The organism is Mycobacterium lepromatosis (assembly GCF_000975265.2).
Lineage (GTDB): Bacteria > Actinomycetota > Actinomycetes > Mycobacteriales > Mycobacteriaceae > Mycobacterium > Mycobacterium lepromatosis.
In genome coordinates, this window is sequence record NZ_CP083405.1 from 2051693 (window position 1) to 2076271 (window position 24579).

At 57.8% G+C, this 24579-nt stretch carries 16 protein-coding genes and 2 pseudogenes; 1 reads left to right on the forward strand and 17 read right to left on the reverse strand.

The features are described 5' to 3' along the window. Positions 1-735 precede the first annotated feature (735 nt). From MLPF_RS17620 to MLPF_RS09825, 7 genes and pseudogenes are all read right to left on the reverse strand, one after another. Positions 736-1056, reverse strand: coding sequence for a VWA domain-containing protein (locus MLPF_RS17620; protein ID WP_236685040.1), 321 nt, complete (start codon positions 1054-1056; stop codon positions 736-738). Positions 1057-1821: 765 nt separating this feature from the next. Further along, positions 1822-1977 carry a hypothetical protein gene (locus tag MLPF_RS17625; protein ID WP_236685041.1) on the reverse strand — a complete coding sequence of 52 codons (156 nt, stop codon included), beginning with the start codon at positions 1975-1977 and terminating at the stop codon, positions 1822-1824. A gap of 119 nt (positions 1978-2096) precedes the next feature. Beyond that, positions 2097-2941 (reverse strand): annotated as a pseudogene (locus MLPF_RS09805) (AAA family ATPase). 128 nt (positions 2942-3069) lie between these two features. After that, a pseudogene (locus tag MLPF_RS09810) lies at positions 3070-4141 on the reverse strand (aldehyde dehydrogenase family protein). A gap of 1358 nt (positions 4142-5499) precedes the next feature. Next, positions 5500-5925 carry a hypothetical protein gene (locus tag MLPF_RS09815; protein WP_236685042.1) on the reverse strand — a complete coding sequence of 142 codons (426 nt, stop codon included), beginning with the start codon at positions 5923-5925 and terminating at the stop codon, positions 5500-5502. Positions 5926-6585: 660 nt separating this feature from the next. Then, positions 6586-6756, reverse strand: a complete 171-nt coding sequence (locus MLPF_RS09820; protein ID WP_156147114.1) for a hypothetical protein — start codon at positions 6754-6756, stop codon at positions 6586-6588. Beyond that, the gene (locus MLPF_RS09825; protein WP_237755986.1) at positions 6746-7264 is read right to left on the reverse strand and encodes a hypothetical protein; all 519 of its coding nucleotides are present in this window, start codon (positions 7262-7264) and stop codon (positions 6746-6748) included. Before MLPF_RS09825 ends, MLPF_RS09820 begins: the two co-directional genes overlap by 11 nt. Before the next feature lie 2567 nt (positions 7265-9831). Here MLPF_RS09825 and MLPF_RS09830 point away from each other — a divergent pair. Continuing rightward, positions 9832-10026: a hypothetical protein gene (locus tag MLPF_RS09830; RefSeq protein WP_045843169.1), complete on the forward strand. Its 195-nt coding sequence runs from the start codon at positions 9832-9834 to the stop codon at positions 10024-10026. Positions 10027-10596: 570 nt separating this feature from the next. Here MLPF_RS09830 and MLPF_RS09835 read toward each other — a convergent pair. From MLPF_RS09835 to MLPF_RS09880, 10 genes are all read right to left on the reverse strand, one after another. Next, on the reverse strand, positions 10597-12639 hold the full coding sequence (locus MLPF_RS09835) for an NAD(+) synthase (protein WP_045843170.1): 2043 nt from the start codon (positions 12637-12639) through the stop codon (positions 10597-10599). A gap of 217 nt (positions 12640-12856) precedes the next feature. After that, on the reverse strand, positions 12857-13960 hold the full coding sequence (proB, locus tag MLPF_RS09840; RefSeq protein ID WP_045843171.1) for a glutamate 5-kinase: 1104 nt from the start codon (positions 13958-13960) through the stop codon (positions 12857-12859). A gap of 6 nt (positions 13961-13966) precedes the next feature. Continuing rightward, complete coding sequence (gene obgE, locus MLPF_RS09845; protein WP_045843172.1) at positions 13967-15403, reverse strand: GTPase ObgE; 1437 nt, start codon at positions 15401-15403, stop codon at positions 13967-13969. A 111-nt stretch (positions 15404-15514) separates the two neighbouring features. Next, complete coding sequence (gene rpmA / locus MLPF_RS09850; RefSeq protein ID WP_045843173.1) at positions 15515-15781, reverse strand: 50S ribosomal protein L27; 267 nt, start codon at positions 15779-15781, stop codon at positions 15515-15517. An 11-nt stretch (positions 15782-15792) separates the two neighbouring features. After that, positions 15793-16104, reverse strand: coding sequence for a 50S ribosomal protein L21 (rplU, locus tag MLPF_RS09855; RefSeq protein ID WP_045843174.1), 312 nt, complete (start codon positions 16102-16104; stop codon positions 15793-15795). A 227-nt stretch (positions 16105-16331) separates the two neighbouring features. Next, the gene (gene rne, locus MLPF_RS09860; protein ID WP_045843175.1) at positions 16332-19088 is read right to left on the reverse strand and encodes a ribonuclease E; all 2757 of its coding nucleotides are present in this window, start codon (positions 19086-19088) and stop codon (positions 16332-16334) included. Between the two features lie 339 nt (positions 19089-19427). Continuing rightward, entirely contained in the window at positions 19428-19838 is a 411-nt protein-coding gene (ndk, locus tag MLPF_RS09865; RefSeq protein WP_045843176.1) for a nucleoside-diphosphate kinase, read from the reverse strand. A 57-nt stretch (positions 19839-19895) separates the two neighbouring features. Then, positions 19896-20273, reverse strand: a complete 378-nt coding sequence (locus MLPF_RS09870) for a DUF4233 domain-containing protein (RefSeq protein WP_045843177.1) — start codon at positions 20271-20273, stop codon at positions 19896-19898. After that, positions 20270-21727, reverse strand: coding sequence for a bifunctional tetrahydrofolate synthase/dihydrofolate synthase (gene folC / locus MLPF_RS09875; protein ID WP_045843178.1), 1458 nt, complete (start codon positions 21725-21727; stop codon positions 20270-20272). Before folC ends, MLPF_RS09870 begins: the two co-directional genes overlap by 4 nt. Further along, positions 21724-24384: a valine--tRNA ligase gene (locus MLPF_RS09880; protein ID WP_045843179.1), complete on the reverse strand. Its 2661-nt coding sequence runs from the start codon at positions 24382-24384 to the stop codon at positions 21724-21726. Before MLPF_RS09880 ends, folC begins: the two co-directional genes overlap by 4 nt. Between the last annotated feature and the right edge of the window lie 195 nt (positions 24385-24579).

Here is a 24579-nt window from a genome sequence, read left to right on the forward strand (position 1 = left end):
GTCTACTTGAGTAGATTGCGAAGGTCGTGATCACGCTAGTTAGCCTCGGCAGTCAAGCTGTAACCCCTAAGCATGCGTGCAACCATTGATAAAGCAGGCGGTTTAGTTATCCCGTCGCCTCTACACGACCATCTCAGGCTGTGACCGGGTAAGGTTGAAGCAACCGTTGAAGGGGATGGACTCCGCATAGAGTCACTAAACCGGTTACTCTCTCGACGAGCGCTTTGTGCTACCGACAGGCGAAGCGGAAATCACCGACACCGTCCCCCGGACATTGCGCTATGTCTAGTCAATGCTAACATAGCCTACATCGCTTGTGGACACTAGCATCGCCGCCATACCGGTGGTTGCCGATCACAACCCACCACGAGGACACCTTCCGGACTCTACACAGCCGGAGATTGGGTCTAATCGGCCACGCCGCATTATGAGATATTCTCTCTCCTGGCCCAACTGCTACCGTCAGACCGCAGGACTGTGATGACCATTGCGCAAGGTACTGGCCACAAAACCTCTCCGGAGACCAGGTTTCTCGGGACTCTTGCCATCACAACAATATTGGCAAAATCCGAAACGGCCGAAACGCACCAGTGACCCAGTTCATGACGCCCTAGTCTGTGCCACGGCAAAAGAATATTCACTCAACCCTAGTGACTTCGTGCTCGGCGAGCAGTGGAGGTCTATCGCACCTCTCGACGTGGACATCGAACTCTAGCCTGAGCAATCGTGGCGACCTCAAACCGGTAACAGCTGGTTTATCGCCGCGGCAAGTAGCTTGGCGGAGCAACGTTCGTGCATATCGATCAACCTCTTGGTAGCGTGGCACCGCTGAGCGCCGCTGCCCCATAGGTGTTTAGGCTCAAAGTTCAGCCAGTGCGCATGCTGGTTGTCGGTCACGATGTAAGATAGGAAGTTAATGGCCGGATCGCGGTAGTTGGTGCGCCCGTCCTTTAGCACCAGCAGCGAGCTGTGTGACGACAGTGCATTCGGGTGAACCCGCATGAACGAGATGAATGCGTTGCCGTCGTAGGAGCGTTCGTCGAGAGCTGTAGACACCGACCTCCCGGATGATCCGCTGGATCGCCACAGTCAGGTTGGCATCTATGGGTCACCTCATCGGTGGTGTCGATAAATGCGAAGACACGAACGCGTGAGCACTGTTATCTCAGAGCGTGTACCAGCAAGCAAAGTGAAGTTGCTAAATCCAGCGATTGAACCGGACACGTAGCGCAAGACGACTCATTCCGAGCGTGCGGGACGAGGTTTGGTCAACGTTACTTCGATTAGCACCCCGATTAGTCGACATCGACTTGCACAGCTTTTTAAGCAGATCTACCGACTCGGCGCGGGCGTGCCACCGACGGGCTTGCCAGCCGAGATGCAAGCGTGCGAGTCAGCAGGGCTACCACACGGCGCATCTGGTGTAGCTGATCATCTGAGACACGCAAAAAACTCGACTTTGCCGAAAGCTTTTGTATCCAATACATTTGAACATGGCAGTGACCAAGTCGCTCAGTAACGTGCCGCTTGGTATCGGATCCGTCATGCTACGAAGCTTCATGATACTTTATTTTGCAAGGTATTTGGCGCTCTTCTACTGGGTGGGTGTGGGCTCTTCACTGTAACGGGTTAACCGCCCCGCGAGCAACTTGCCTTCCAGTTCATTCAGCGCCATTGCCTTAACCGCCTGACACGATGAGACCTGCAGACCGCGAACGGAGTTGCATTTACCTTACACCTCCAGATCCGCACGCTTATCCCCATAAACCACTCATCTATCCCAGCGAGATCTGCATTGTCCGTTAGTAGGTCCAGAAGCAGCTAGCGCATTGCCTCGAACGTCGTCAGGCGGCACACTGCCGTAATCGGACCCTGCTGCTTCTTCGTTTTTGACCACGGCGGCGTGCGCCCAATGCTACCGAAACCCATAGAGATAATATTGATGTCGTCGGTGTCGCTCTTCTCAGAAGGGCACAACGAAATCCCTTGCTGGAGAGTCGCTCCCACGAAACCAGCCAAATGGACGGACAGCCTGTGCGGGGCGAGCTGCTGGGTGGTGCAGATATGATGGGTAGCCATTAGATGGGTTTTATTATTTAATTCAACCCCAGCTTCCCGATGGCACGTTGCTGGTCGGATTGACGCTGGATAACCACGCCGAAATATGACAGCAACAACCGCGTCTTCGATGGTGTCTAGGCCCAGTGCGAGTATCGCACGACCCCAGTCGATGGTCTCAGCGATGGACGTACACTTTCTTGAGCTGCATCTCACGCAGCACGCCGATGATCCGTACCCGCTCCTTGGCGAAGCGCTTAGGCAGCTCGGGGACTCGGGACAACCGAATCCGGCGTTCCCGTTCAGGGCTGGGGAAGTCGATGTGTAAGAACACGCACGGCGCTTGAACGCATCAGACAGTTCGCGGGTGGCGTTGGAAGTTAACGCCACAAACGGCGCCCGGACCGCGGTGAGGATAACCAGTTCTGGGATCGTAACCGCGACGTCGGACAGCGACTTTAGCAACACGCCTTCACTCTCGATGTCGGCTTTGTTAGTTGCGTCGATCAACAGCATCGTCGGTTTGATGTGCCGGATCGCAGTCAGCAACGGACGCTGCAACAGAAACTCCTCGCTGAACGCATCATTTTTCGTACGGTCCCAATCGCTGCCGTCTCCGGAGCCGTCCTGGATGCGCAGAATCTGTTTTAGCGTAATTCCACGCAATACAACGTACGAGATACAGTGCACGCGCCTAATAGACCCCCTCAGAACACTACAGCCGGACCAGATCAGAGTTCAGTGGCCTGAGCGACTGCGCGGGCCAACTCGGTCTTGCCGACTGTCAGCGAGGCCTGCCACCAGCAACGACTTGCCCAACCGGTCGGTGAGAAACACCACCGTAGCGGTGGCAGTGTCTAGCAGGTGGGACGGTCTCGGCCAGTCACTGCGAGACATCAAGGATATCGACAAACAGCGGCATGAGCCGAGCTGGCACGGTCATAATCGGATGCTTCCAAGCTGGTTGTGCCCGGCGAAATAGCGATAGGGTCAGGCCAGTCGGATCTGACCTTACCCCCATGCGACCCACTTGGTCGAGGTCATTTCCGACAGTAACATTGGACCACGGGAATGCAATTTCTGAGTGAAGGTACCGATCTCGGCGCCAAAACCGAACTACTCACCTTCCGTGAATGCCGTCGATGCGTCGACCACCGTCACGGCGATGTCCATCGACAAGTATTCGCGACACAGGTCAGCCTTGTCCGGGCCTCCCGAAAGACCACCGTGTACCGCCGCTCCGACATCTTGCAAGGCAGCCACCAACCTAGGCATGGTGTGATCGACAATCGCTGCGTCGATCAACAGCTTCTCAGCGGCATTGCAGTCACTGGGCCGACGGGTCTTGGAGTGCAGCAGGATCCATTCGTCAACCTCCAGGTCGGCAGCCTGATGCACGTAGACGTGACAGTTGCCGACACCGGTTTCGGTAATAGGCACTTGCACGTCACGGACCACCATGTCGATCAGGTTCGCTCTCCCGCGCGGGAGCACTACGTCCACCAGGCCGTGAGCTTGGATCAAGTGGGTGACCGTGGATCTGTCGGCAGCTGAAAGCAGCTGGACTGCGTCGACGGGCAAGTCCTCGCTAACCAACGCGGTGAGCAACACTTCGACGAGCACTTAGTTGGACTTCGCCGCTGACGAACTGCCACGTAGCAACGCCGCATTACCTGACTTGAACACCAACCCGAAAGCGTCGACGGTGATGTCAGGCCGGCCCCTTGTAGATCATGCCCACTAGGCCGAGTCGAACCCCCTGCTGGCGAAACTGCAGCCCATATAAAGTATCATGAGCCGCGTAACACTTCCCCGACCGGGTCGGGCAACGCCGCCACTTGATGCACACTGGCCGCGATTCCGTCAATGAGTTGCCTGTCCAAAGCTAACCTGTCGAGCATCGCGGCCAGTGCGTCGGCGGCCCGAGCCGCCCGCAGGTCCTCAGTGCTGGCCTTTAGGACCTGCTCGGTGTGGTCCGTTGCCGCGGCCCATAGTGCGTGGTCTTAGCCACCGTCAGCATAACTGCGCAGGAGCGCGCAGCGGCCCGGGCTCGCCGGGCAACGTTATTTACTTCTTGGCGCACGTCGGGACGCGATGGTGCTTTAGTACTGATCAAGTAGGTTATCGGGCTTTCCTTGGCCCGCCACGATCACCCGTTCATCGGTGCCAGTATCGGGATCGATGCAAAAAGCCTGCCGGCCCTACAACGCCATGTCCCGATTCTACCACCATCATAGACAGATAGCCGTCAAATTCAGGTTATGTTCCAAATTCCCAGAATTGCAGGCCTTATAGAAAATCGCCGATCGACTTGGATTCGATGCATTTGGGGTTACGGCCATTTCTACGAGACGACGTTTGAAGGCTGGACCACAAGGGCTGCTATGGCAGTGACCGTTGAACGGGAGCAAATCAGCCTCACGGTGTCTAGCATGCCTTATCGGAGTCCGGCCACTCTCGCAATACCGACGGTCAGAGTCGACCACATTTCCGGCGGACATGTGAATTTCCGGACCGGTGCCGGATAGCATGAAGACTAGCACCGCGGCTACGAATCGATTTGCCGAGTATCGGGCAGCCGGGTCGCGATGCTCGATGAAGCGCTGACCGCGATCCGCAAGCTCTGGACCGAAGAGTCAGTGACCTTTACCGGACGCTTCCTTACCCTCCGATAACGCGTTGTGCTACTCCAAACCACTTAAGGTCCCACACCCGTCGATTGTGATCGATGGCTCAGAACCAAAGATTCTGCGGGTCATTGCACACCATGCCGACGAATGGAACATTCTTAGCTACGACGGGCCCGAGAATAGGACGTTGCAAACGCTAGCTCGAACACCGCATACGCTGAAATCGATGGCGACCCTTCCGAAATCCTGCACTCCGCACAAGTGCACCTGACCTCGATGGTGGCAGACCAAGGCGATGAGAACCTGGCGATGTTGCCGGAATTCAAGCGACTCGACTGCGAGCGCATGATATTTTCATTTCCCAAGCCACCAACGGTGGAGCTACTCGAACGCTGCACCGCACTCAAATGAACACTGCTAAAGGGAAGAGCACTGCTAAAAGCACCGATTCCCGCTCAACTCACCTATTGCTCTGGGCCGCTCGTAGATCGGCCGGCCCAAGTCCTGCATTGGCAGAGGTTTACGCATCACAATCTGTTCGAGGTGGTCACGATCGGCCTCCAGCGTTGTCCCCTCTTCTAGCACGTATGCCCCGGATTGTGTTCACGTGTCAGTGTGGTCACGCCCAGGAACGTCCCTCGATGAGCATACCAATCGACATGAAGGCGTCATCGTAGCCGATTGCGGTCAAACGGACACTGCTGGTGCCCAAGAACAATCATCGCCTTGAGCACCGCACCCGTGTATTGCACGGTTGCGTCAGCCCCATAGTGCACCACCTTGGCATTCGGAATCAGCGCCTACTAGATCGCTAAGATCCAGTCGCAGTTCGGGGTTCATCACTGTGCGCAAGGCGCCCTACGACACGACGCGCGCTAGTTGTCGAGAAGTCGTCATGCGCGTCGTCAAGATGAAGCTGTTCTGGGCGAGCAGCATACCCGACCCACCGCAAGAACATCACCAGCGTGGCAGCGTAGTAGGTGGGCGAATTCAGCCTGACCGTCGTGCAGTATTCGGCATTGCCAGGCCAAACCCCGATCAACACGAACCATGCAACTTCGAGAAGATCCCGAGCAGTCGTTTGCGCCAACTTCCCTTCCGGCGTTCCCTGAAGCACCATGATGTTGAGCCCAGGGAGCAACAGCACCAACACCAGGAAGCCGAACAGTATGGTGAAGATCCGTACCGAGCCTTTTCCGGCCAGAAACTCCGAATCTGTGACAAGCAGCAGCAACAACACGCCGAGCGGCAGCAGATAGTTGCGCAGTAAGCCTACTTACCTAACCAGGTGACTTTTCCTGCACGGCAGTACATGCTGCATTTCGGTGAGAGGGATGATCCGGACGGGCAAGCCGACAGCGATACCAACGGCTCGGTAGAACCACGACGAATGGAAGGTGTTCATCACCGCTTCGATGCCCAATAGATCACTTCATCAGTTTCATCTATCGACATCGCACCGACCGGCGTGAAGTGTCAAACGTCCCGAATCGATTTGTATACCTGCGAGCGGACATGGATGCCGAGCTGCTGTGAGCCACTGTGCATTCGATAGGCTAGACTTACCGCACAATCGCACATGTCACAGACAGACCGGATCGATTCACCAGCTTGCTGACGACGTTGCCGATGTTAATATCAATTCAAAGACACGGCTAGTGGCCAGCTTGGCTGTTGAATCCATCGATGATTTACCACATTTCCACCGCACACCCGACGCTTCGCTGAATGTTATCCAATCGTGGAATTGTTAAACTCCAACTAGCAAGTTAGCCATTGTGGAACATGCGCATACGTTCGATGCCGAAGGTTCAGCGAACGCATCAAACTTTCGTAATAATCAATCCAAAATCCCGACCAATTCATCACCCGATAGATTTTGAAAATATCATCAATCTCAACGCTGTAGGCAAAATGATGGCAACGTCCTGGTTTTTTGTTCAATGGTCTCCTGATCCTCACGATACCGTTGCACAACCGACTCGGGCATCAGTGCCAACAACAGCTGGTCTTTTTCGTACACTGCCCGTTGTGAGCAGCTCTTCCTGATCACTAGATCAGAACTCATCTCGTTGAAAGTAGCAGTGATAGAATAGATTTCGTCGCGTGAAAATACCTGGTATGTCGACCACGTAGTCGCCGGAATTGATCTTCTGCATGCGGTCCTCTAGCCTCCGGATAGACAGCAAAAGTATCTGGGCAAGCAGCATCGAAGCGACATAGATGACAAAAATCACCGCGACTGTCAAAACCGGTGTCTTGTTGAATTTGCTCAGAGGCGCAGAAGCATCCGAATCGTCTCGGGTTGTCAGAATCGACCAGTGCAGATCGGAGTTCGGTACTGTCAAAAGGGCTTGGTGTTCCATTTCTTTATTGTCTCGATAGTGGGTGGCGGTGAAGGTTCCGGTCTGTCCGCGTTGGGCAGCGAGAAGACTCGCACCTGGAACCAGCTGCACCAGTGTTGAGCCACCCAACTCGATCACTGTGTCTACGACGTCGAGTGCAATGCCGGTAGCTACCACCTCGAGCCGGTATTCTTGCGGGTCTTCTAGCAAGAGCCGTGAATCCGAACGCATCAAATTGTCTAGTCCAGCCAAATATGTCTCGGTCGATGGGACCATGCAGGCAGCTTCCCAATGAATGTTTGTCGGCAGTCATAATCTTATTAGTCTTCGAAATCGACAGCGGCAGAGCCATGACACCTTCGATCTTGCCGTTCATTCCGACTGGCGACACCACCCACACGGTGGGCGCAGCAAGTTGAGGCTGATACTGCTGGAATTCGGTGATCCAGAAGAAATCGAAATCTTTGAACCGCAACACTTTTGGTACACATCTCGTAGGTTAGATTCGCTATAGGGGCCAGTAAGGATATTGGTTACGAGGCCGAGGACCGTGTCGACCGAGTAAACAGCGTTGCCCTGCATTTTCAGCCAACAGCACACTCCGATTATTCAAAGCAGGCGACAATATCGCGAAGAAAAAATTGCAGCGGGAATCAACTGCTAACCATGCATAGCCAGCGGTGGCGGCTTCATACACCCACCGAATCAAATACCGACGTGAACGGTGTCGTACAGTATACTTGAAAGTATTTCTGGGAATTAAAAATTGGCAGAATCTCGTTAGGATCGATTGTTTCACAAGTCATTTGACTGATCATCTTACTTATTGTAGTAGTTCACAATCGCCTGTTGCGGAGGAGAATTGATCGTCGTGTTAGTGACTTGGGCGAAGCCCACGCTGAATGCGATCCTCATGTCGAGGATACCGAACCCATTGTTCGTAGATGATCAGCGATCCTCCCCAACACGCAGCGCCTCTACCGATCGTTTATATCACTCATGCAATTCGACCAACCGCTCGGATTCGACTTGCCGTAATGCATTGCGACCGGATAAAGCACCGATGACACCAACCATGCCCACCTACAGCACACTGCAGACCAACAGCTTGGACAGACACCCACCCGGAAAACCGGCGCCTACCCTTGCGGTCCTGCCGCATCGTTCCCTCATTGGCCGCAACGGTTTCTGCCTAGGGATCCTATAGTATGTTAGGTTACTCGCTGTCAATCGCCTTCCTGCATCCTTCTGGCCAAACTCAGCATCGACTAACGGAACAGACTAGCGCGCGGACTTCAGGACCAAAGAGCCAAACGCGGGTACTGTTAAAGTCACCCTTGGTCGACGTCTTTACGTCGAAGATCGCTGTGATACATATTTCGATTACATGCCCTCGTATCAGACGATGATCGAAATATCCCGCATGTATCGTTGCTGCGTATTATTATCGCTATGCTGATCATAGCATATTGCTGGTGTATGACACCACCGATCTGGGTAAGCAGATCCGAAGAGCCCTTTCAAAAGAACTTTTAGCAAGATAACCTCACCGAGCGTAGTGCAAGGCAATTGTCATGAACCGGTATGAAAGCAAACTAATGAGCGAACGACTACATCGGTAAAGCTCCTGCCAAGCACCGGGACTTGATCCGTAAGTCAAGCATGAAAAAATCAGCAAGACAAAATTTTTTAGGAAAACTGCTGCGAAGGTTAGCATGTGGCAGCATCCAGGGTTCACGATCCGGAGGTGTTCCAACTGGAGCTGTTGCAAGCGATCACGTTTAACATCGTAATCGACAATGACGATCTTCACCCGAAGAACTAGTCTGCGAGATGATTGATAGCAACAAAAACGTTTCTATGACGCGGCGCTCTTAGTGCATCTGGATCCTTGGTTGACGGAATGGGGCAAGTAATTAATGATAAGAATAGCATTGACACGATTAGTCTCGAAGACCTGGCGACTGAAGCGGAGTCTTGGAATATGGGGCCGGGCACGTAACTGCGTGATAGGGAGTGTAAACATGGATCTGAAGTTAAACGTTGCTCGGCTTCCCCCGAGCGAGACCGTATTGACGTCGTCAGTAACCTGCACACCCGGCGGCAAACGCGGCAAATTAAACTCTAGCGGCAGGCGCGTGCGAAAGGACAGCTGGTCGGCAACCACCTTGCCACTGGGTAATTGGCGAGCACACCTCCTGACCAACGGTGTTGGCCTAGAGGGAACTGTCAACGTGCCCGGACCGAGCGGCACAGCAGTTATCTCGTAGTTGACGCCAGTGCCGAAAACACCATCGTGGTAGCGCTGGGCGTGAACAGCCAGCTGACACTCGTTTATGCTGCCATACAGCAAAAGTCCGGTCACCCGGAGCGGTCTTCATGCCCAATGCCTCACCGGCAGGACCGCATCCAGGGCCGCTAACTGAACTGTCGGCCCTCGCCGGCGCCGTGATCGAAAAAACCTGAGGAGAGCAAATGACCTTGTTCGCCAAGCTACTTCGTGACTACTCTAGGCACGTTGGGTACGCAATATATTGGTGCGGGTGATGGGTTCGCAATATACTCTCCGGCAATTGCCCCTGTGGATACCAGCCGGGGCCGGCAATGTGTTCACCAGAGTCCTAGCCACGAATTGGTGACGCAAACCGGGCCCGCTGAGTCGAGCTTTAAGGCTCACCGGTTGCGCACCGTGTAGCCTGCGCCTACAGGGCAGGGCGCACTCACTATACCGCACGGTACTGCTACCCGACTCCGGTGACTGCACACCCAATGCCGACTCGCTCGAAAGAAGCCAGCCAATGAAAACCACCGCAGCCGATATTGCTCTCGTGCTGTTTGCGGTTTTTATCGTGCTGGAATTTTTCTGGCATAGTTGGTTACAGCGCCAGCGTACTGGATCGACCGGATTGTGTAGCACCAACAGCTACATTGGTTCACTGGAATCGATGGTCGGGGTGAGCTTTGTCATCACACTGGAGATGCCAGTGATCTAACTAATGATAGAGCAGAACAAGGTTTTTTAAAATTTTCAGTGTACTGCGGGTAGCTTAGACGCAGGTCACCGAGACCCTCGTCGCACTTACCAGGCTAGTATCGATAGTTTATGCACAACTGTAGATGGGCGATTCCTGGCCAATTGGCGTGGACGAACAGGAAACCACGATGTTGGCGCACATCGGCGTATTCGGGCTTGGGCGCAATCCTATCGACATCGTCATGTGCATATTTGTACTAGAGATTGCTTTTTTGACAAAGCATTTCGATTCCATCGCAGGGTCAATCGTGCTTGTCTCCACGACCAAGGTACAAGTCCACCGGTGTCTAAGAACCTTGCCGGCTGCGGACGCGAGACGACGCTTATCGCTGCTAGACCACCATCGTTGGCCGGTTCATCTCTGGTGTCAGACTGATCAGCTAACGACACTTGGCGCACATAATGTGCGATGACCAGAACGGTACCGGTTTCACGGCTGCGGCTCGCCGCTAACAGCACCGACAGACAGCGACCAGCGGTGAACCCGGTCAGGAAAGCCCTCCTGATCTGGAAGACGCGCCGTAACCGGCTACTTTTCAGGAACCTCGCGTTCGATCTCATCGAGCCAGATCCGTGCGGACATATCTGACGGGGCTCGCCAATCACCACGCGGCGATAGCGCTCCTCCATGAGACACCTTGGGGCCATTGGGCAAGGCTGATCGTTTGAACTGACTAAACGAATAGAACCTTTGCACAAAAATCTGCAGCCAATGCTTAATTTCCTTAAGCGAGTAAGACAGTCGTTTATCCTCGGGGAACTCTGGAGGCCACTTACCGCAATCGGGATCGTTCCAGGCGTGCCAGGTCAGGAAAGCGATCTTCGATGGACGAAATCCGTACCGCAAGACCTGAAACAACGAAAAATCTTGTAAGGCAAATGGACCAACCTTTGCTTCGCTGCTCTGAAGTTCTCCTTCACCACCGCTTGGAATAAGTTCCGGAGTGATCTCGGTATCGAGCACCGACTGCAGTACATCATCGACCTGCTCCTCGAATTGACCCGAGGCAATAACCCAGCGGATCAGGTGCTGCACCAAAGTCTTTGGAACACCAGCATTGATGTTATAGTGAGACATTTGATCACCCACACCGTAGGTCGACCAACCCAGCCCAAGCTCTGACAGGTCACTGGTGCCGAGTACGATGCCACCATGCTGGTTGGCCAGCCGGAAGAGGTAATCGGTGCGCAGTCCCGCCTGGACGTTCTCGAAGGTGACATCGTAAGCCGCCTCGCCTCGTGAGAACGGATGACCGATCTCTTTCAGCATTAACGTTGCGGTGTCTCTGATGTCGATTTCCGTAAAAGTAACACCCAATGCGCGACACAGCTCGGTGGCATTGCGTTTGGTGCGATTGCCGGTCACGAATCCGGGCAGCGTGAATGCGAGAATGTCGCTGCGCGGGCGGCTTTCCCGGTCCATCACGCGCGCAGCGACGATCAGCGCATGTGTCGAATCTAGCCCGCCAGAAACTCCGATAACAACCTTTGGGTAGTCCAATGCACGCAACCGTTGGTCAAGCCCGGAAACCTGGATGTTGTAGGCCTCGCAGCAATCCTGCTGTAACCGCTGCGGATCGGCTGGGACGAAAGGAAAACGCTCAACCCCCCGCAGCAATCCGATGTCGCCGACCGGCGGCTCGAGCCGAAACTCGATGCGCCGGAATGGCTCAACTAACGTCCGGTGATGGCGACGGTTGTCATTGAAGGTGCCCATGCGCAATCGCTCGGATCGAAGCAGTTCGGTGTCGACGTCGGCGACCGAGCGGTGCTCCCCTTTGGGGAAACGCTCGGACTCCGCTAGCAGCACCCCGTTCTCCCAGATCATCGTCTGGCCGTCCCAGGCCAAGTCGGTCGTGGACTCACCCTCCCCCGCGGCGGCATAGATGTAAGCGGCTAGACACCGCAACGACGCCGAGCGGGCCAGCAGGCGGCGGTCTTCGGCGCGGCCGATCGTGATCGGGCTGCCCGACAGATTCGCCAACACCGTCGCGCCTGCCAACGCGGCTTCGGCACTGGGCGGTACCGGCACGAACATGTCCTCACAGATCTCAACGTGCAGCACCAAGCCGAGCAGATCGGCCGCGGCGAACAGCAGGTCGGGACCGAACGGAGCCCGCAAGTTACCGATACCAATGATGCCACGTTCGTCGTCTCCAGGTGCGAGTTGACGCCGCTCGTAGAACTCCCGGTAGGTGGGCAGGTACGACTTGGGTGCCACGCCGAGCACCACACCGCGGTGGATGATCACTGCGGTGTTGTAGATGCGATGCCGGTAGCGCAGCGGGGCACCGATGACCAAAACCGGCAACAGATCCTCGGAGGCCACGACGATATCGAGCACGGCGTCCTCGACAGCCTCGAGCAAAAGGTCTTGGAGCAAGATGTCCTCGATCGAGTACCCAGACAATGTCAGCTCCGGGAAGACGGCCACGGCAACGCCGTCGTCGTGACACTCGCGGGCCAACCGCAAAACCGATGTGGCATTGGTCGTCGGATCGCCGATGGAGGCATGATGGGTGCACGCCGCGACGCGGACAAAACCCTGACTGTAGGAGTTGTAGAAATCCATTGCCCTCTATATTGTCACCCGACTGGTGTCACCAAGCATTTGCCGGGTTGACACAATGAGCTGGCAGTGCGGCGCAAGCGTCCGCATAATGCCAGAGTTATCGGCGTGTCACTGTACAAACTACGCGCCCTCAGGTAGCGGTATTGGTCCCGCAAACACGCCGAGATCATCTGAAGAGCAGATGTATCTCGATGCAACGAAGACATCCTGACCCGCATCACATCGAGACGAGGTCGTCCGCGTGCACCGCGGGCCGGCGCAGCTCGCAGGGCAGTTCCGAGGTCGACCGGCCCATCATGGCGGCCAGCTCGGTCGCATCATAGGCGACCACACCGCGGGCGACCATCGTCGCGTCCGGTCCACGCAATTCCACGACATCACCGCCGTAGAACCGGCCTGAAACCGCGGTGATACCCGCGGCCAGCAGCGAGCGGCGTTGCTGTACGACTGCCCATACCGCACCCTCGTCGAGAGTTAACGAGCCGACAGAGTCGGCAGCATAGCGCAACCAAAACCGCCGGGCGGACATCCGGTCCGGCCGCGCGGCGAATACTGTGCCGACCGAGGCATCGGTAAGAGCAGTTGCGGCGTCAGCCGCGGCAGCCAGCAGCACCGGCATGCCCGCGTCGGCGGCCAGTAGCGCCGACGACATCTTCGATACCATCCCACCGGTTCCCAAGGAACTACCCCGGCTGGCGACCACACCATCGAGATCTGCCGGCCCGTTCACCTCGGGAACGAAGCGCGCACCGGTATTCTTCCGCGGATCCGAATCGTAGAGCCCGTTGATATCGGAGAGCAGCACCAGAGCTTCGGCACCGACCAGGTGCGCCACCACCGCCGAAAGCCGATCGTTGTCACCGAACCGGATCTCGTTGGTAGCCACGGTGTCGTTCTCGTTGACAATTGCCACCGCATGCAGCGCGCGCAACCGATCTAGGGTGCGTTGAGCGTTGGTGTGTTGGGCTCGTATCGCAATATCCTGCGCAGTCAGCAGCACCTGCCCTACCGTGCGACCATACCGGGAGAACGCTGCACTCCACGAGTTCACCAGCGCAACCTGCCCGACGCTAGCCGCGGCCTGTTTGGTCGCTAAATCTTTTGGGCGAAGTGATAATCCGAGCGGCTCAATGCCGGCAGCGATGGCACCCGAAGACACAATGACCACGTCGGTACCAGCTTTCATCCGCGCCTCTATCGCGTCGACCAGTCCGGCCAGCCGACTAGCATCGAATACCCCGGACGGTGTGGTGAGCGCGTTAGTCCCAACCTTAACGACCAAACTCCGAGCAGCCCTGATGGCGTCGCGATGTATACTCACAGCTCATCACGGTGTTTGCCGGCGCTGATGCCGCGCCGCCTTACGCTCTGCGGCACCAACGCGGTAGTTACGTTCCAGCCTCGCGTCGGTGCCTCGACCCGACATTGCGACCGGTTGCCCCGCAGGCGTTTGTGGCTCCCAGTCGAACATCATCCCACCAATGGTCACTGTACACCCCGGCTGCGCACCCATCCGCAGCAGTTCGTCCTCTACACCGAGGCGGGCCAGCCGGTCGGCGAGATAGCCGACCGCTTCGTCGTTATCGAAGTTAGTCTGGTGAATCCAGCGTTCAGGTCGCGTACCGGTAACCGCAAATCCGCCCTGTCCGTCCGGTTCAACGGTAAAGCCGCTGTCGTCGACAGGCACCGGACGAATCACTGACCGTCCCGGCACCAGCTCCGACCGCGTGGCGTGGTATGCAGAGACCATCTGCCACAATCCCAAAATCAACGGCTGCAGGTTTTCTCGGGTGACCGTTGACACACTAAACACCGGCCAACCGCGTTCGGCAGCAATGTCGTCGCGAACGAATTCCGCACGCTCACGGGCGTCCGGCACATCGATCTTGTTGAGCACCACCGCCCGGGGACGCTCAGCAAAGTCACCCAACGTCGTATCTCCTTGCAGTGTAGGGGTATAAGCTGCGAGTTCGGCCTCCAGCGCGTCGATGTCGCAGATCGGATCACGCCCCGGTTCTAAAGTCGCACAATCCACCACGTGCACCAGCACCGCGCACCGTTCGATATGCCGTAGAAAGTGCAGGCCCAGGCCACGACCCGCCGAAGCGCCCGGGATTAAACCAGGCACATCAGCGACGGTGAACGCATGCTCGTCGGCCGAGACCACGCCGAGATTGGGAACAAGCGTAGTGAACGGATAATCGGCAATCTTGGGTTTGGCCGCCGAGAGCACGGACACCAACGATGACTTTCCGGCCGAGGGAAACCCGATCAGACCGACATCGGCGACGCTCTTGAGCTCCAAGGTGAGATCACGAGACTGGCCTTTCTCACCGAGCAGTGCGAAGCTAGGCACTTTGCGAGTACGCGACGCGAGCGCTGCATTGCCCAAGCCGCCGCGACCGCCGGCAGCAGCTTGGAAACGAGTGCCGGCGCCTACCAGATCAGCCAACAACCGGCCGTCTTCGTCCATAACGACGGTGCCGTCGGGGACTTTGACTTCCAGATCCGCGCCGGCCGCACCGTCACGGTTGTTGCCCATCCCCTGCTTGCCGGACGGCGCGGTGATGTGCGGCCGGAAATGAAAGTCCAACAAGGTGTGCACCTGAGGATCGACGACGAAGACCACGCTGCCGCCACGGCCACCATTGCCGCCATCGGGGCCACCTAACGGCTTGAACTTTGCGCGATGGATCGAAGCGCAGCCGTTACCGCCAGAACCCGCCCAGGTGTGGATTACAACGCGATCGACAAACCGAGGCATCGGGGGTCCTCTCACCAGCTAACGAACACGTGTGTCGAAATCTACGTTTTGCAAAAACGCGAGAGTAACTACCTACAAAACGTCGATTTCGCGCGAAGGGCTCAAGGCGTTCTAGTCGGTGGTTACCCCTGCAGTGACAATGCTGACGGTCTTGCGTCCACGTTTGACGCCGAATTCGACGGCTCCTGCCGACGTGGCGAATAGTGTATCGTCGCCGCCGCGCCCGACGTTAACGCCAGGATGGAACTTGGTGCCACGCTGGCGGACCAGAATCTCACCAGCCTTGACGACCTGGCCCCCGAACCGTTTGACTCCCAGCCGCTGAGCGGCGGAATCGCGACCGTTACGCGAGCTAGAAGCTCCCTTCTTGTGTGCCATCTGTTTGCTCCCTACTTGATGCCAGTGACCTTGAGGACGGTCAGCTGCTGACGGTGTCCTTGGCGCTTATGGTAGCCAGTTTTGTTCTTGAATTTGTGGATACGGATCTTGGGACCCTTGGTGTGCTCGAGAACCTTACCGGTCACAGCAATTTTGGCCAACGCTTTGGCATTGGTGGTTACGGTGGCGCCATCGACGACCAAGGTGACGGGAAAAGATACCTTGGCTCCAGGCTCGAAGTCGAGCTTTTCGATCTTGACCACGTCTCCCACAGCAACCTTGTACTGCTTGCCACCAGCCTTGACGATTGCATAGGTCGCCATTGTTCTCCTGCCTCCGTCTTTCTAGCCTCTTATGGGCACTTCGCGCGCAGTACCACCGGCTATGCACGTAGCTAGGTCTGGGGTGCGGGCTTAAACCCGATCACTGAGCTGAGTCCCGCTGTCTCCGAGCTAGTTTAATCGCCGGCCTGTCGACGACTGCCTGAGGGTACTTGACCAGAAGACTACAGGGCAAACCGGCGCTGACCGCTGCTTGATCGGGTGCAAGGTCAATCCACGTGGACCGGCGGCCCGGCTGGACGGCCCGCCGCGCGCCGCCGTCGCGGACGGGCATATCCTGATCCGTCGCTGATCAGGATATTAGAGCGATCAGACACGTCAGCGTTGTCGATGTCGGCCTCGGCGTCAGACTCGTCTTCGTCAATGTCAAGATCGTCGTCTAGATCGAGTTCTTCCTCGTCGTCGAGGTCTTCCTCGTCGTCAAGCTCCTCGTCATCGTCGAGGTCGTCTTCTTCGTCGGTGTCGAAATCTTCCTGATCAACATCCTCTAGGCCAGTAACAGCCTGCTCGTCGATCTTCCCGGTGAGTTCTGTACCAGACTCGTTGGATTCATCCTCGCCACCAACAACCACCGAGGACGAGCCCGCGGCCATCGCCTTAAACATCGGATGCTCACCCGGAGCATGCACCGGCACCTTGACCACTGCAGGCTCGTCCGATCGGTTCTTTTTCGATCGCTTACTACGCCGACCGCCTGATTCGGACTTGCGCCCAACCACCGGGACCGAATCGGCCGGGTCGGTGTGCAGCAGGATCCCGCGACCTGTGCAGTTCGGACACGATGTCGAGAACGCTTCGACCAACCCGGTGCCCAACCGTTTGCGGGTCAATTGCACCAAACCCAAAGACGTCACCTCGGACACCTGGTGACGCGTGCGGTCGCGAGCAAGCACCTCGGTCAGTCGACGCAACACCAAGTCGCGGTTGGACTCGAGCACCATATCGATGAAGTCGATCACCACGATGCCGCCGATGTCACGCAGCCGCAGCTGGCGCACGATCTCCTCAGCCGCCTCAAGGTTATTCTTGGTGACTGTCTGCTCGAGGTTGCCCCCAGAACCGGTGAACTTGCCAGTATTGACGTCGATCACCGTCATCGCCTCGGTCCGGTCAATCACCAGTGTGCCACCCGATGGTAGCCACACTTTCCGGTCCATTGCCTTGGCCAATTGCTCGTCGATGCGATGTACAGCGAAGACATCTGGCCCTTGCTGCCCGTCCGGACCGATCGGGGGATCATACTTCGTCAACTTCGAAATAAGTTCGGGAGCAACAGAATTCACATACTCATTGATGGTATTCCATGCCTCGTCGCCGGAGACGACGAGGCTGGCGAAGTCGTCATTGAACAGGTCGCGGATAACTTTGACCAATACATCCGGTTCTTCATAGAGGGCCACCGCAGCGCCAGCGGCCTTTTCCTTGGTCTGGGTTGTCTTGGCTTCGATTTGTTCCCAGTGCTCCTGCAGGCGGGTGACGTCTTTGCGGATGTCGTCCTCTTTGACACCCTCTGACGCGGTGCGGATGATCACACCCGCGTCGGGCGGCACTACCTCACGCAGGATCTCCCTGAGGCGCTGGCGTTCGGTGTCAGGCAGCTTACGGCTGATACCAGTCGACGACGCCCCTGGTACGTAAACCAGGTAACGACCGGCCAAAGACACCTGCGTGGTAAGTCGCGCGCCTTTGTGCCCGACCGGGTCCTTGTTGACCTGGACAACGATATAGTCGCCGGGTTTGAGGGCCTGTTCGATCTTGCGATCGGCTCCACCCAATCCGGCCGCTTCCCAGTTCACTTCTCCGGCATAAAGCACGCCGTTGCGACCGCGACCGATGTCGACGAAGGCGGCCTCCATCGAGGGCAGCACGTTCTGCACGATACCGAGGTAGATGTTGCCGACCAGGGAAGTAGATGCCGCCGACGTCACGAAGTGCTCGACAACGATGCCGTCTTCGAGCACCGCGATCTGGGTGTATCGGGTGCCAGGGTTGGGCGGCTCGGTGCGGATCCGATCGCGCACCACCATGACCCGCTCGACAGCCTCGCGCCGAGCCAGGAATTCGGCCTCGCTCAACACCGGTGGACGGCGCCGTCCGGCGTCGCGCCCGTCTCGGCGGCGTTGTCGTTTGGCCTCCAGTCGAGTCGAACCGTCGATACCCTTGATCTCGGCGCTGCCCGTGCCGTTGACCCCACCGTCAAAGCTAGCAGACCTATCAGTCGAGCGGGGTAACCGTTCGTGCACGACCGTGTTCGGCGGATCGTCAGGCGCGCACCCCTCGTCGTCACCTGCCTCCGACTTACGCCGTCGGCGCCGACGGCGGCGTCGGTTGCTAGCTTCCGGCGACCCACTATGGTCGTCATTGACTTCGGTGTTTTCGGAGTCGTCGAAATCTTGGCCATCGAGGTCCTCAGACTCGGTTAAGTCGATCGCGCCGTCGACACCGTCGCTCTGGATGTCGGATCCACCCTGCTCACCGCGACCCCGGCCACGACCCCGACGACCACGACGCCGACGACGGCTTGCCAGTCGATCGGGTTGCTCTTCATCGTCAATGTCGGAGTCGTCACCGGATTCCACATCATCGTCAGCGCAGGCGTCATCATCGACCTCTATCGGCTGCGGCGCAACGAACAACGGCATGTAGTGCGGACGCTCTACTGCGGTTTCTAGCATCAGCCGAGATTCGGGCCCTCCGAGCGCGACAGGGTTATCAGGTACGGTGACGAGCTCGTGAGGCGGGTCGGGTTGACTGGCCAGCAGATCACGGACCCGGACCGCGTCGACGCGGTCGACACTGGAATGTGCGCTACGGATCCGGCCATCGAGAGCACTCAGCACGTCCAGCACTCGCCTGCTGGTGGTTCCCAACGTTCGTGCTAGCGAATGGACTCTCAAGCGGTCCGGCAATTCCACATGCTGCACCGGCTCTTTTGATGGCTCTGAAGGGGGTGCACCGTCTATCACGTATTCTCCTCAAGCCCCCGGGCGCGTCCGATCGACGCGGCCACGCGAGGGCCTTCGCTATGTGTCCGGGTCACTTCTCCCGGACTTGTGATGGCCTCGCCTCGAGCAGTTCATCTAAAACTCACTCGGCGGCATGCTGAATGACGGCTTGACATGCCGCGCTACGTCGCGGGATCGCGATGGTCGCGCTTGTCTAAGTCTTCATTCGGGTGTCTGACGCCGGTACGACGACGTTCACCCGCTACCAGTATCCCACCACCGCCGGGCGCGTCCACTCGCCCCTGATTTGGCTACAACCACGGCCTTTTCAGGAACCCGGCAGGCCCCCTCGTCCTCACGCTACACGCCGGGAAACCACAGCGCGATTTCGCGCTTTGCCGAAGCAGGCGAATCGGACCCGTGCACCAAGTTGAACTGCGTTTCCAACGCGAAATCGCCCCGGATTGTGCCCGGTGCCGCTTTCTCCACCGGGTCAGTGCCCCCGGCGAGTTGGCGAACCGCCGCAACGGCACGTGGTCCCTTCACGATCGCCGCCATCACCGGACCCGAGGTGATAAACTCGAGTAACGATCCAAAAAATGGTTTCCTCTCGTGCTCGGCGTAATGCTGGCTGGCCAGTTCCTCGCCGACCTGTCTGAGCTCCAACGCCGCGATGGTGAGACCTTTCCGTTCGATGCGGCTGATGATCTCTCCAACTAATTGCCGTTCGACGGCATCCGGTTTGATCAACACGAGAGTCCGTTCGGTCACGGCGCACAGCGTACCTAACGGCTCGCCGATCAGCTCGACGGCAGCACGGGAGTATTCTTAGCGCCGACTGACTTCGGTCCGGAAGTATGCAATCAACGCCCACAGTCCGGTGAACAACACACCGACGAATCCCAGTTCAGGGGACACGGCGCCGCCGACCAGCACCACCACCACCTGTACGCCTAGGTTCATCCAGATCGCCCAAGCCCTGCGTTGCAGTCCGGCCAGGACGATTAACAGCCCGGACAGCCCAATCAGACAAACCAGCGCAGGCAACGTCAACCCGCCGCCGATCGCACCCACCACCGGTAACGCCAGCAGTACGACGATTACCTCAAGGAAAAGTATCGTAGCCATCACCCCGGCAAAGCTCTTCCAGGGGTCGACGGATAGCATAAGCCCTTGCGGGCCTTGTTCACCCGTGCTGTCTGTCATTGCGGGTCACGGCCAAACAAGGTTCGTGCGGCGCCGGCGGTGACCACCGAGCCGGTAATAACGATCCCACGGCCGGAGACTCCGAGCCCTTCGGCTTCCTCATCGGCAGCAGCGTCGTCAACCAGCGCAGTCGCTACGTCAATGGCGTCACGCAGGTTCGCCGCGCTGATTACCCGGTCGGGGCCGAACCGCTCCCGCGCCACCAACGCCAGCGACTCAACATCCAACGCCCGCGGCGAACCGTTGTCGGTCACAACGATGGAATCCAGGACCAGCTCCAGTTCGGCCAGGATGCCATCAACGTCCTTGTCGGCCAGCACGCTGAGCACCCCGACCAGGGTGCGGAAATTAAATTCGTCAGACAGCGTGCGCGCCAACACACCCGCTCCGGCGGGATTGTGTGCGGCGTCGATGAACACCGTGGGGGCGCTGCGCATGCGTTCCAACCGGCCGGGGCTGATGACGGCGGCGAAACCGGCCCGCACCGCCTCGACATCTAGCTGACGTTGCACCCCGGCGCCAAAAAACGCCTCGACCGCCGCAAGCACCAAGACCGCGTTGTGCGCCTGGTGTTCGCCATGTAACGGCAAGTAAATGTCATCATAAACCCCACCAAGCCCCTGCAGCTGCAACACTTGACCACCGATTGCGACTTGGCGATCCAAGACCGCGAACTCCGAATCCTGCCGGGCGACTAGAGCGTTGGCATGTACCGATTGAGCCAACAGCACCTCCATCGCCGCAGGTAACTGACGGCCGATTACCACAACGGTGTCTGGCGCACCCTCGGGGGCTTTCGCGATAATGCCCGCCTTCTCGCGGGCGATCGCTGCAACGTCATTGCCAAGATACTCGACGTGGTCGATGCTGACCGGGGTAATCACGGCAACCGATGCATTAATCACGTTGGTCGCATCCCATCGCCCACCGATGCCCGCCTCGACCACAGCGATGTCTACGGGCGCATCCGCGAACGCAGCGAATGCCATCGCGGTGACTACTTCGAACTTGCTCAGCGCCGGTCCTCCAGAGGACTGCGACTGCGCATCGATCATCTGTACAAACGGTTCAATCTCACGGTACGTTGCTACATACTGCGCCGGGCTGATCGGTTTTGAGTCGATCGCGATGCGTTCGACTGCCGACTGCAGGTGAGGACTGGTGAAGCGGCCGGTGCGCTGGTGCAGCGTGGTCAGCAGCGCGTCAACCATCCTCGCCACCGAGGTCTTCCCGTTGGTGCCAGCGACGTGTATCGACGGATAACTGAGTTGCGGTGAACCGAGCACGTCCATTAACGCACTGATCCGGGTCAAACTCGGTTCGATGCGGGTCTCTGGCCAACGCTGGTCCAGCAGGTGTTCAACTTGCAACAGGGAGGTGACCTTGTCCGGTGTGAGAGCCGCGACGTTGGTTTCAAAGTGCTCGGATCCCCAGTCGGACGGCTTTGCGGTCATTGCAGCTCAGCCAGCCTAGTGGTGATGCGGTCGGTTTCTTCCTTAGCCACCCGCTGACGATCGCGGATTTTGATAACGACTGCCTCCGAGGCTTTAGCTAGAAAGCCCGCATTGGCCAGCTTTGCGGCGGTCGATGCCAGTTCCTTTTGCGCTGCAGCCAAGTCCTTTTCCATGCGACGGCGCTCGGCAGCCACATCGATGGTGCCCGAGGTATCGAGTTCAACGACGATGGTGCGGTCTTTGCTAGGGCCGAGACGAACCTCCAGCGACGCTGACGGGCGAAAGTCGTTGCTCGCAGCGGTAAGCAAAGCCAGTGATGTCACGGCACCCACCTGAGTGGCCAGGTCGGAGTCTTCGACACCAGACAATCGAGCCGGCACCTTCTGTCGACCGACCAAACCCTGAGCACTACGGAACCGACGGATCTCGGTCACCAGCTTCTGAGTATCGCTGATCCTCTGCGCAGCAACCAGATCCAGGCTGATACCAGAAGGCTCCGGCCAGTCGGCAATCACTAGTGACTCTAGTTGGGTCAGTGCCTGCCAAAGCGTTTCGGTAATAAACGGCATCACCGGGTGCAGCAACCGCAGCAACGTATCAAGCACCGCGGCCAGCACTGCTGTGGTGTGCGTGAGTCCGTCGGCAAGCTGCGCCTTGGCCAATTCGACATACCAGTCGCAGAATTCGTCCCACGTAAAGTGGTAGAGCGCCTCGCAAGCGTGGCTGAACTCGTAGCTGTCGAAGGCTGAATCAACTTCGGCGCGAACCTGTTCCAGCCTTCCGAGAATCCAGCGGTCGGCGTCGGTCAGTACCGCCAGCGCAGGCAAAGGTGCCAGCGCAGCACCATTGAGCAGTGCGTACCGGGTGACGTTGAACAGCTTGGTACCGAAGTTACGCGACGCACGGACATGATCCTCGCCTATAGCCAGATCACCACCAGGGTTGGATCCACGTGCTAACGTGAAGCGCAGCGCGTCAGCTCCGAACATATCCATCCAGGCCAGCGGGTCGATGACGTTACCCCTGGACTTACTCATCTTGCGGCCGAATTCGTCGCGGATCAGGCCATGCAGGAAGACATCGGTGAACGGCACCTGCGGGCCACGGCAGCCGCCTAGTGTGATGGCGTCGTCCCCGCCGACGAAGATACCGAACATCATCATCCGCGCGACCCAGAAGAACAGAATGTCGTAGCCGGTAACAAGAATACTTGTCGGATAGAACTTTTCCAGCTCCGGAGTCATTTGTGGCCAGCCTAGCGTGGAAAACGGCCACAACCCAGACGAGAACCAGGTATCCAGCACGTCGGGGTCCTGTTGCCAGCCCGCCGGGGGCGTCTCATCGGGACCGACGCACACCTGTTCGCCGTTGGGGCCGTACCAGATCGGGATGCGATGACCCCACCACAGCTGTCGCGAGATGCACCAATCACGCATGTCGTCTACCCAAGCGAACCAGCGCGATTCCATGCTGGCAGGGTGAATCACTGTGTCCCCGTTACGCACCGCGTCACCAGCGGCCTTGGCCAGCGACTCCACCCTAACCCACCATTGCAGCGACAGGCGTGGCTCGATGACTTCGCCGCTACGCTCCGAATGTCCCACGCTGTGCAGGTAGGGTCGTTTCTCCTCGACAATGCGGCCCTGCACCGCTAGCGCTTCGCGCACAGCTATGCGGGCTTCGAATCGATTCATGCCGTCGAACTCGGTTCCGGTGTCAGCAATAAAGGCCTTGACGTCCATGACGTTCGGCATCGGCAGGTTGTGCCGCAATCCGATTTCAAAGTCGTTGGGATCATGAGCGGGTGTGACTTTGACGGCGCCGGTGCCGAATTCGGGGTCGACCTGTTCATCGGCGACGATTAGGAGTTCGCGGTCGATAAACGGGTGCGGCAGCGTAGTCCCGACCAGATGCCGATAGCGCTTGTCATCGGGATGCACGGCAATCCCGGTGTCGCCGAGCATCGTCTCGACCCGAGTGGTGGCTACCACGATGTGTGGCTCGTTGTCGTCGAGTGACCCGTAGCGGAACGAGATCAGCTCGCCCTCGATCTCGTCGTAGATAACCTCGATGTCGGAGAGTGCTGTCTGAAGTACAGGCGACCAGTTGACCAGCCGTTCCGCTCGGTAGATCAGCCCGGCGTCGTAGAGCCGCTTGAATATCACTCGGACCGCCCGCGACAGGCCGTCATCCATAGTGAAACGATCGCGGCTCCAATCCACCCCGTCACCGAGCCGGCGCATCTGGCCAGCTATGACACCGCCTGATTCATATTTCCAGTTCCACACCTTATCGACAAACAGCTCCCGACCAAAATCTTCCTTGGTCTTACCGTCGATCGCAAGCTGTTGTTCCACTATACTTTGCGTCGCGATGCCTGCGTGGTCCATGCCCGGCTGCCACAACACCTCATATCCCTGCATCCGCTTGCGGCGTGTCAAGACGTCCATCATGGTGTGCTCCAGCGCGTGGCCCATATGCAGACTGCCGGTCACATTCGGTGGCGGAAGTACGATCGAATAACCGGGTTTTGTGCTGGCGGGATCCGCGGCGAAGTAACCAGAATCCAACCACTTCTGGTAGATTATGCTCTCCATCGCACCTGGGTCCCACGACTTGGGCAGCAGGTCAGCAGAGGAGCTAGAGCTGGCGGTCACCGGTCAATTCTAGGGAGCCCGATTAGTGCGTGCGAAAGCACCCGAAGTGGCGGATGATAGGCGCACGATCGAGGAATAGTAAGAACCTATCCAGGTATAGATAATATCGGGTTGGGAACACACCGCCGGCATCGACGTACCACACGATAATTGCCGCAATCGCCGTAGAAGCGCTCCGCGATGCCCACAGGGTGG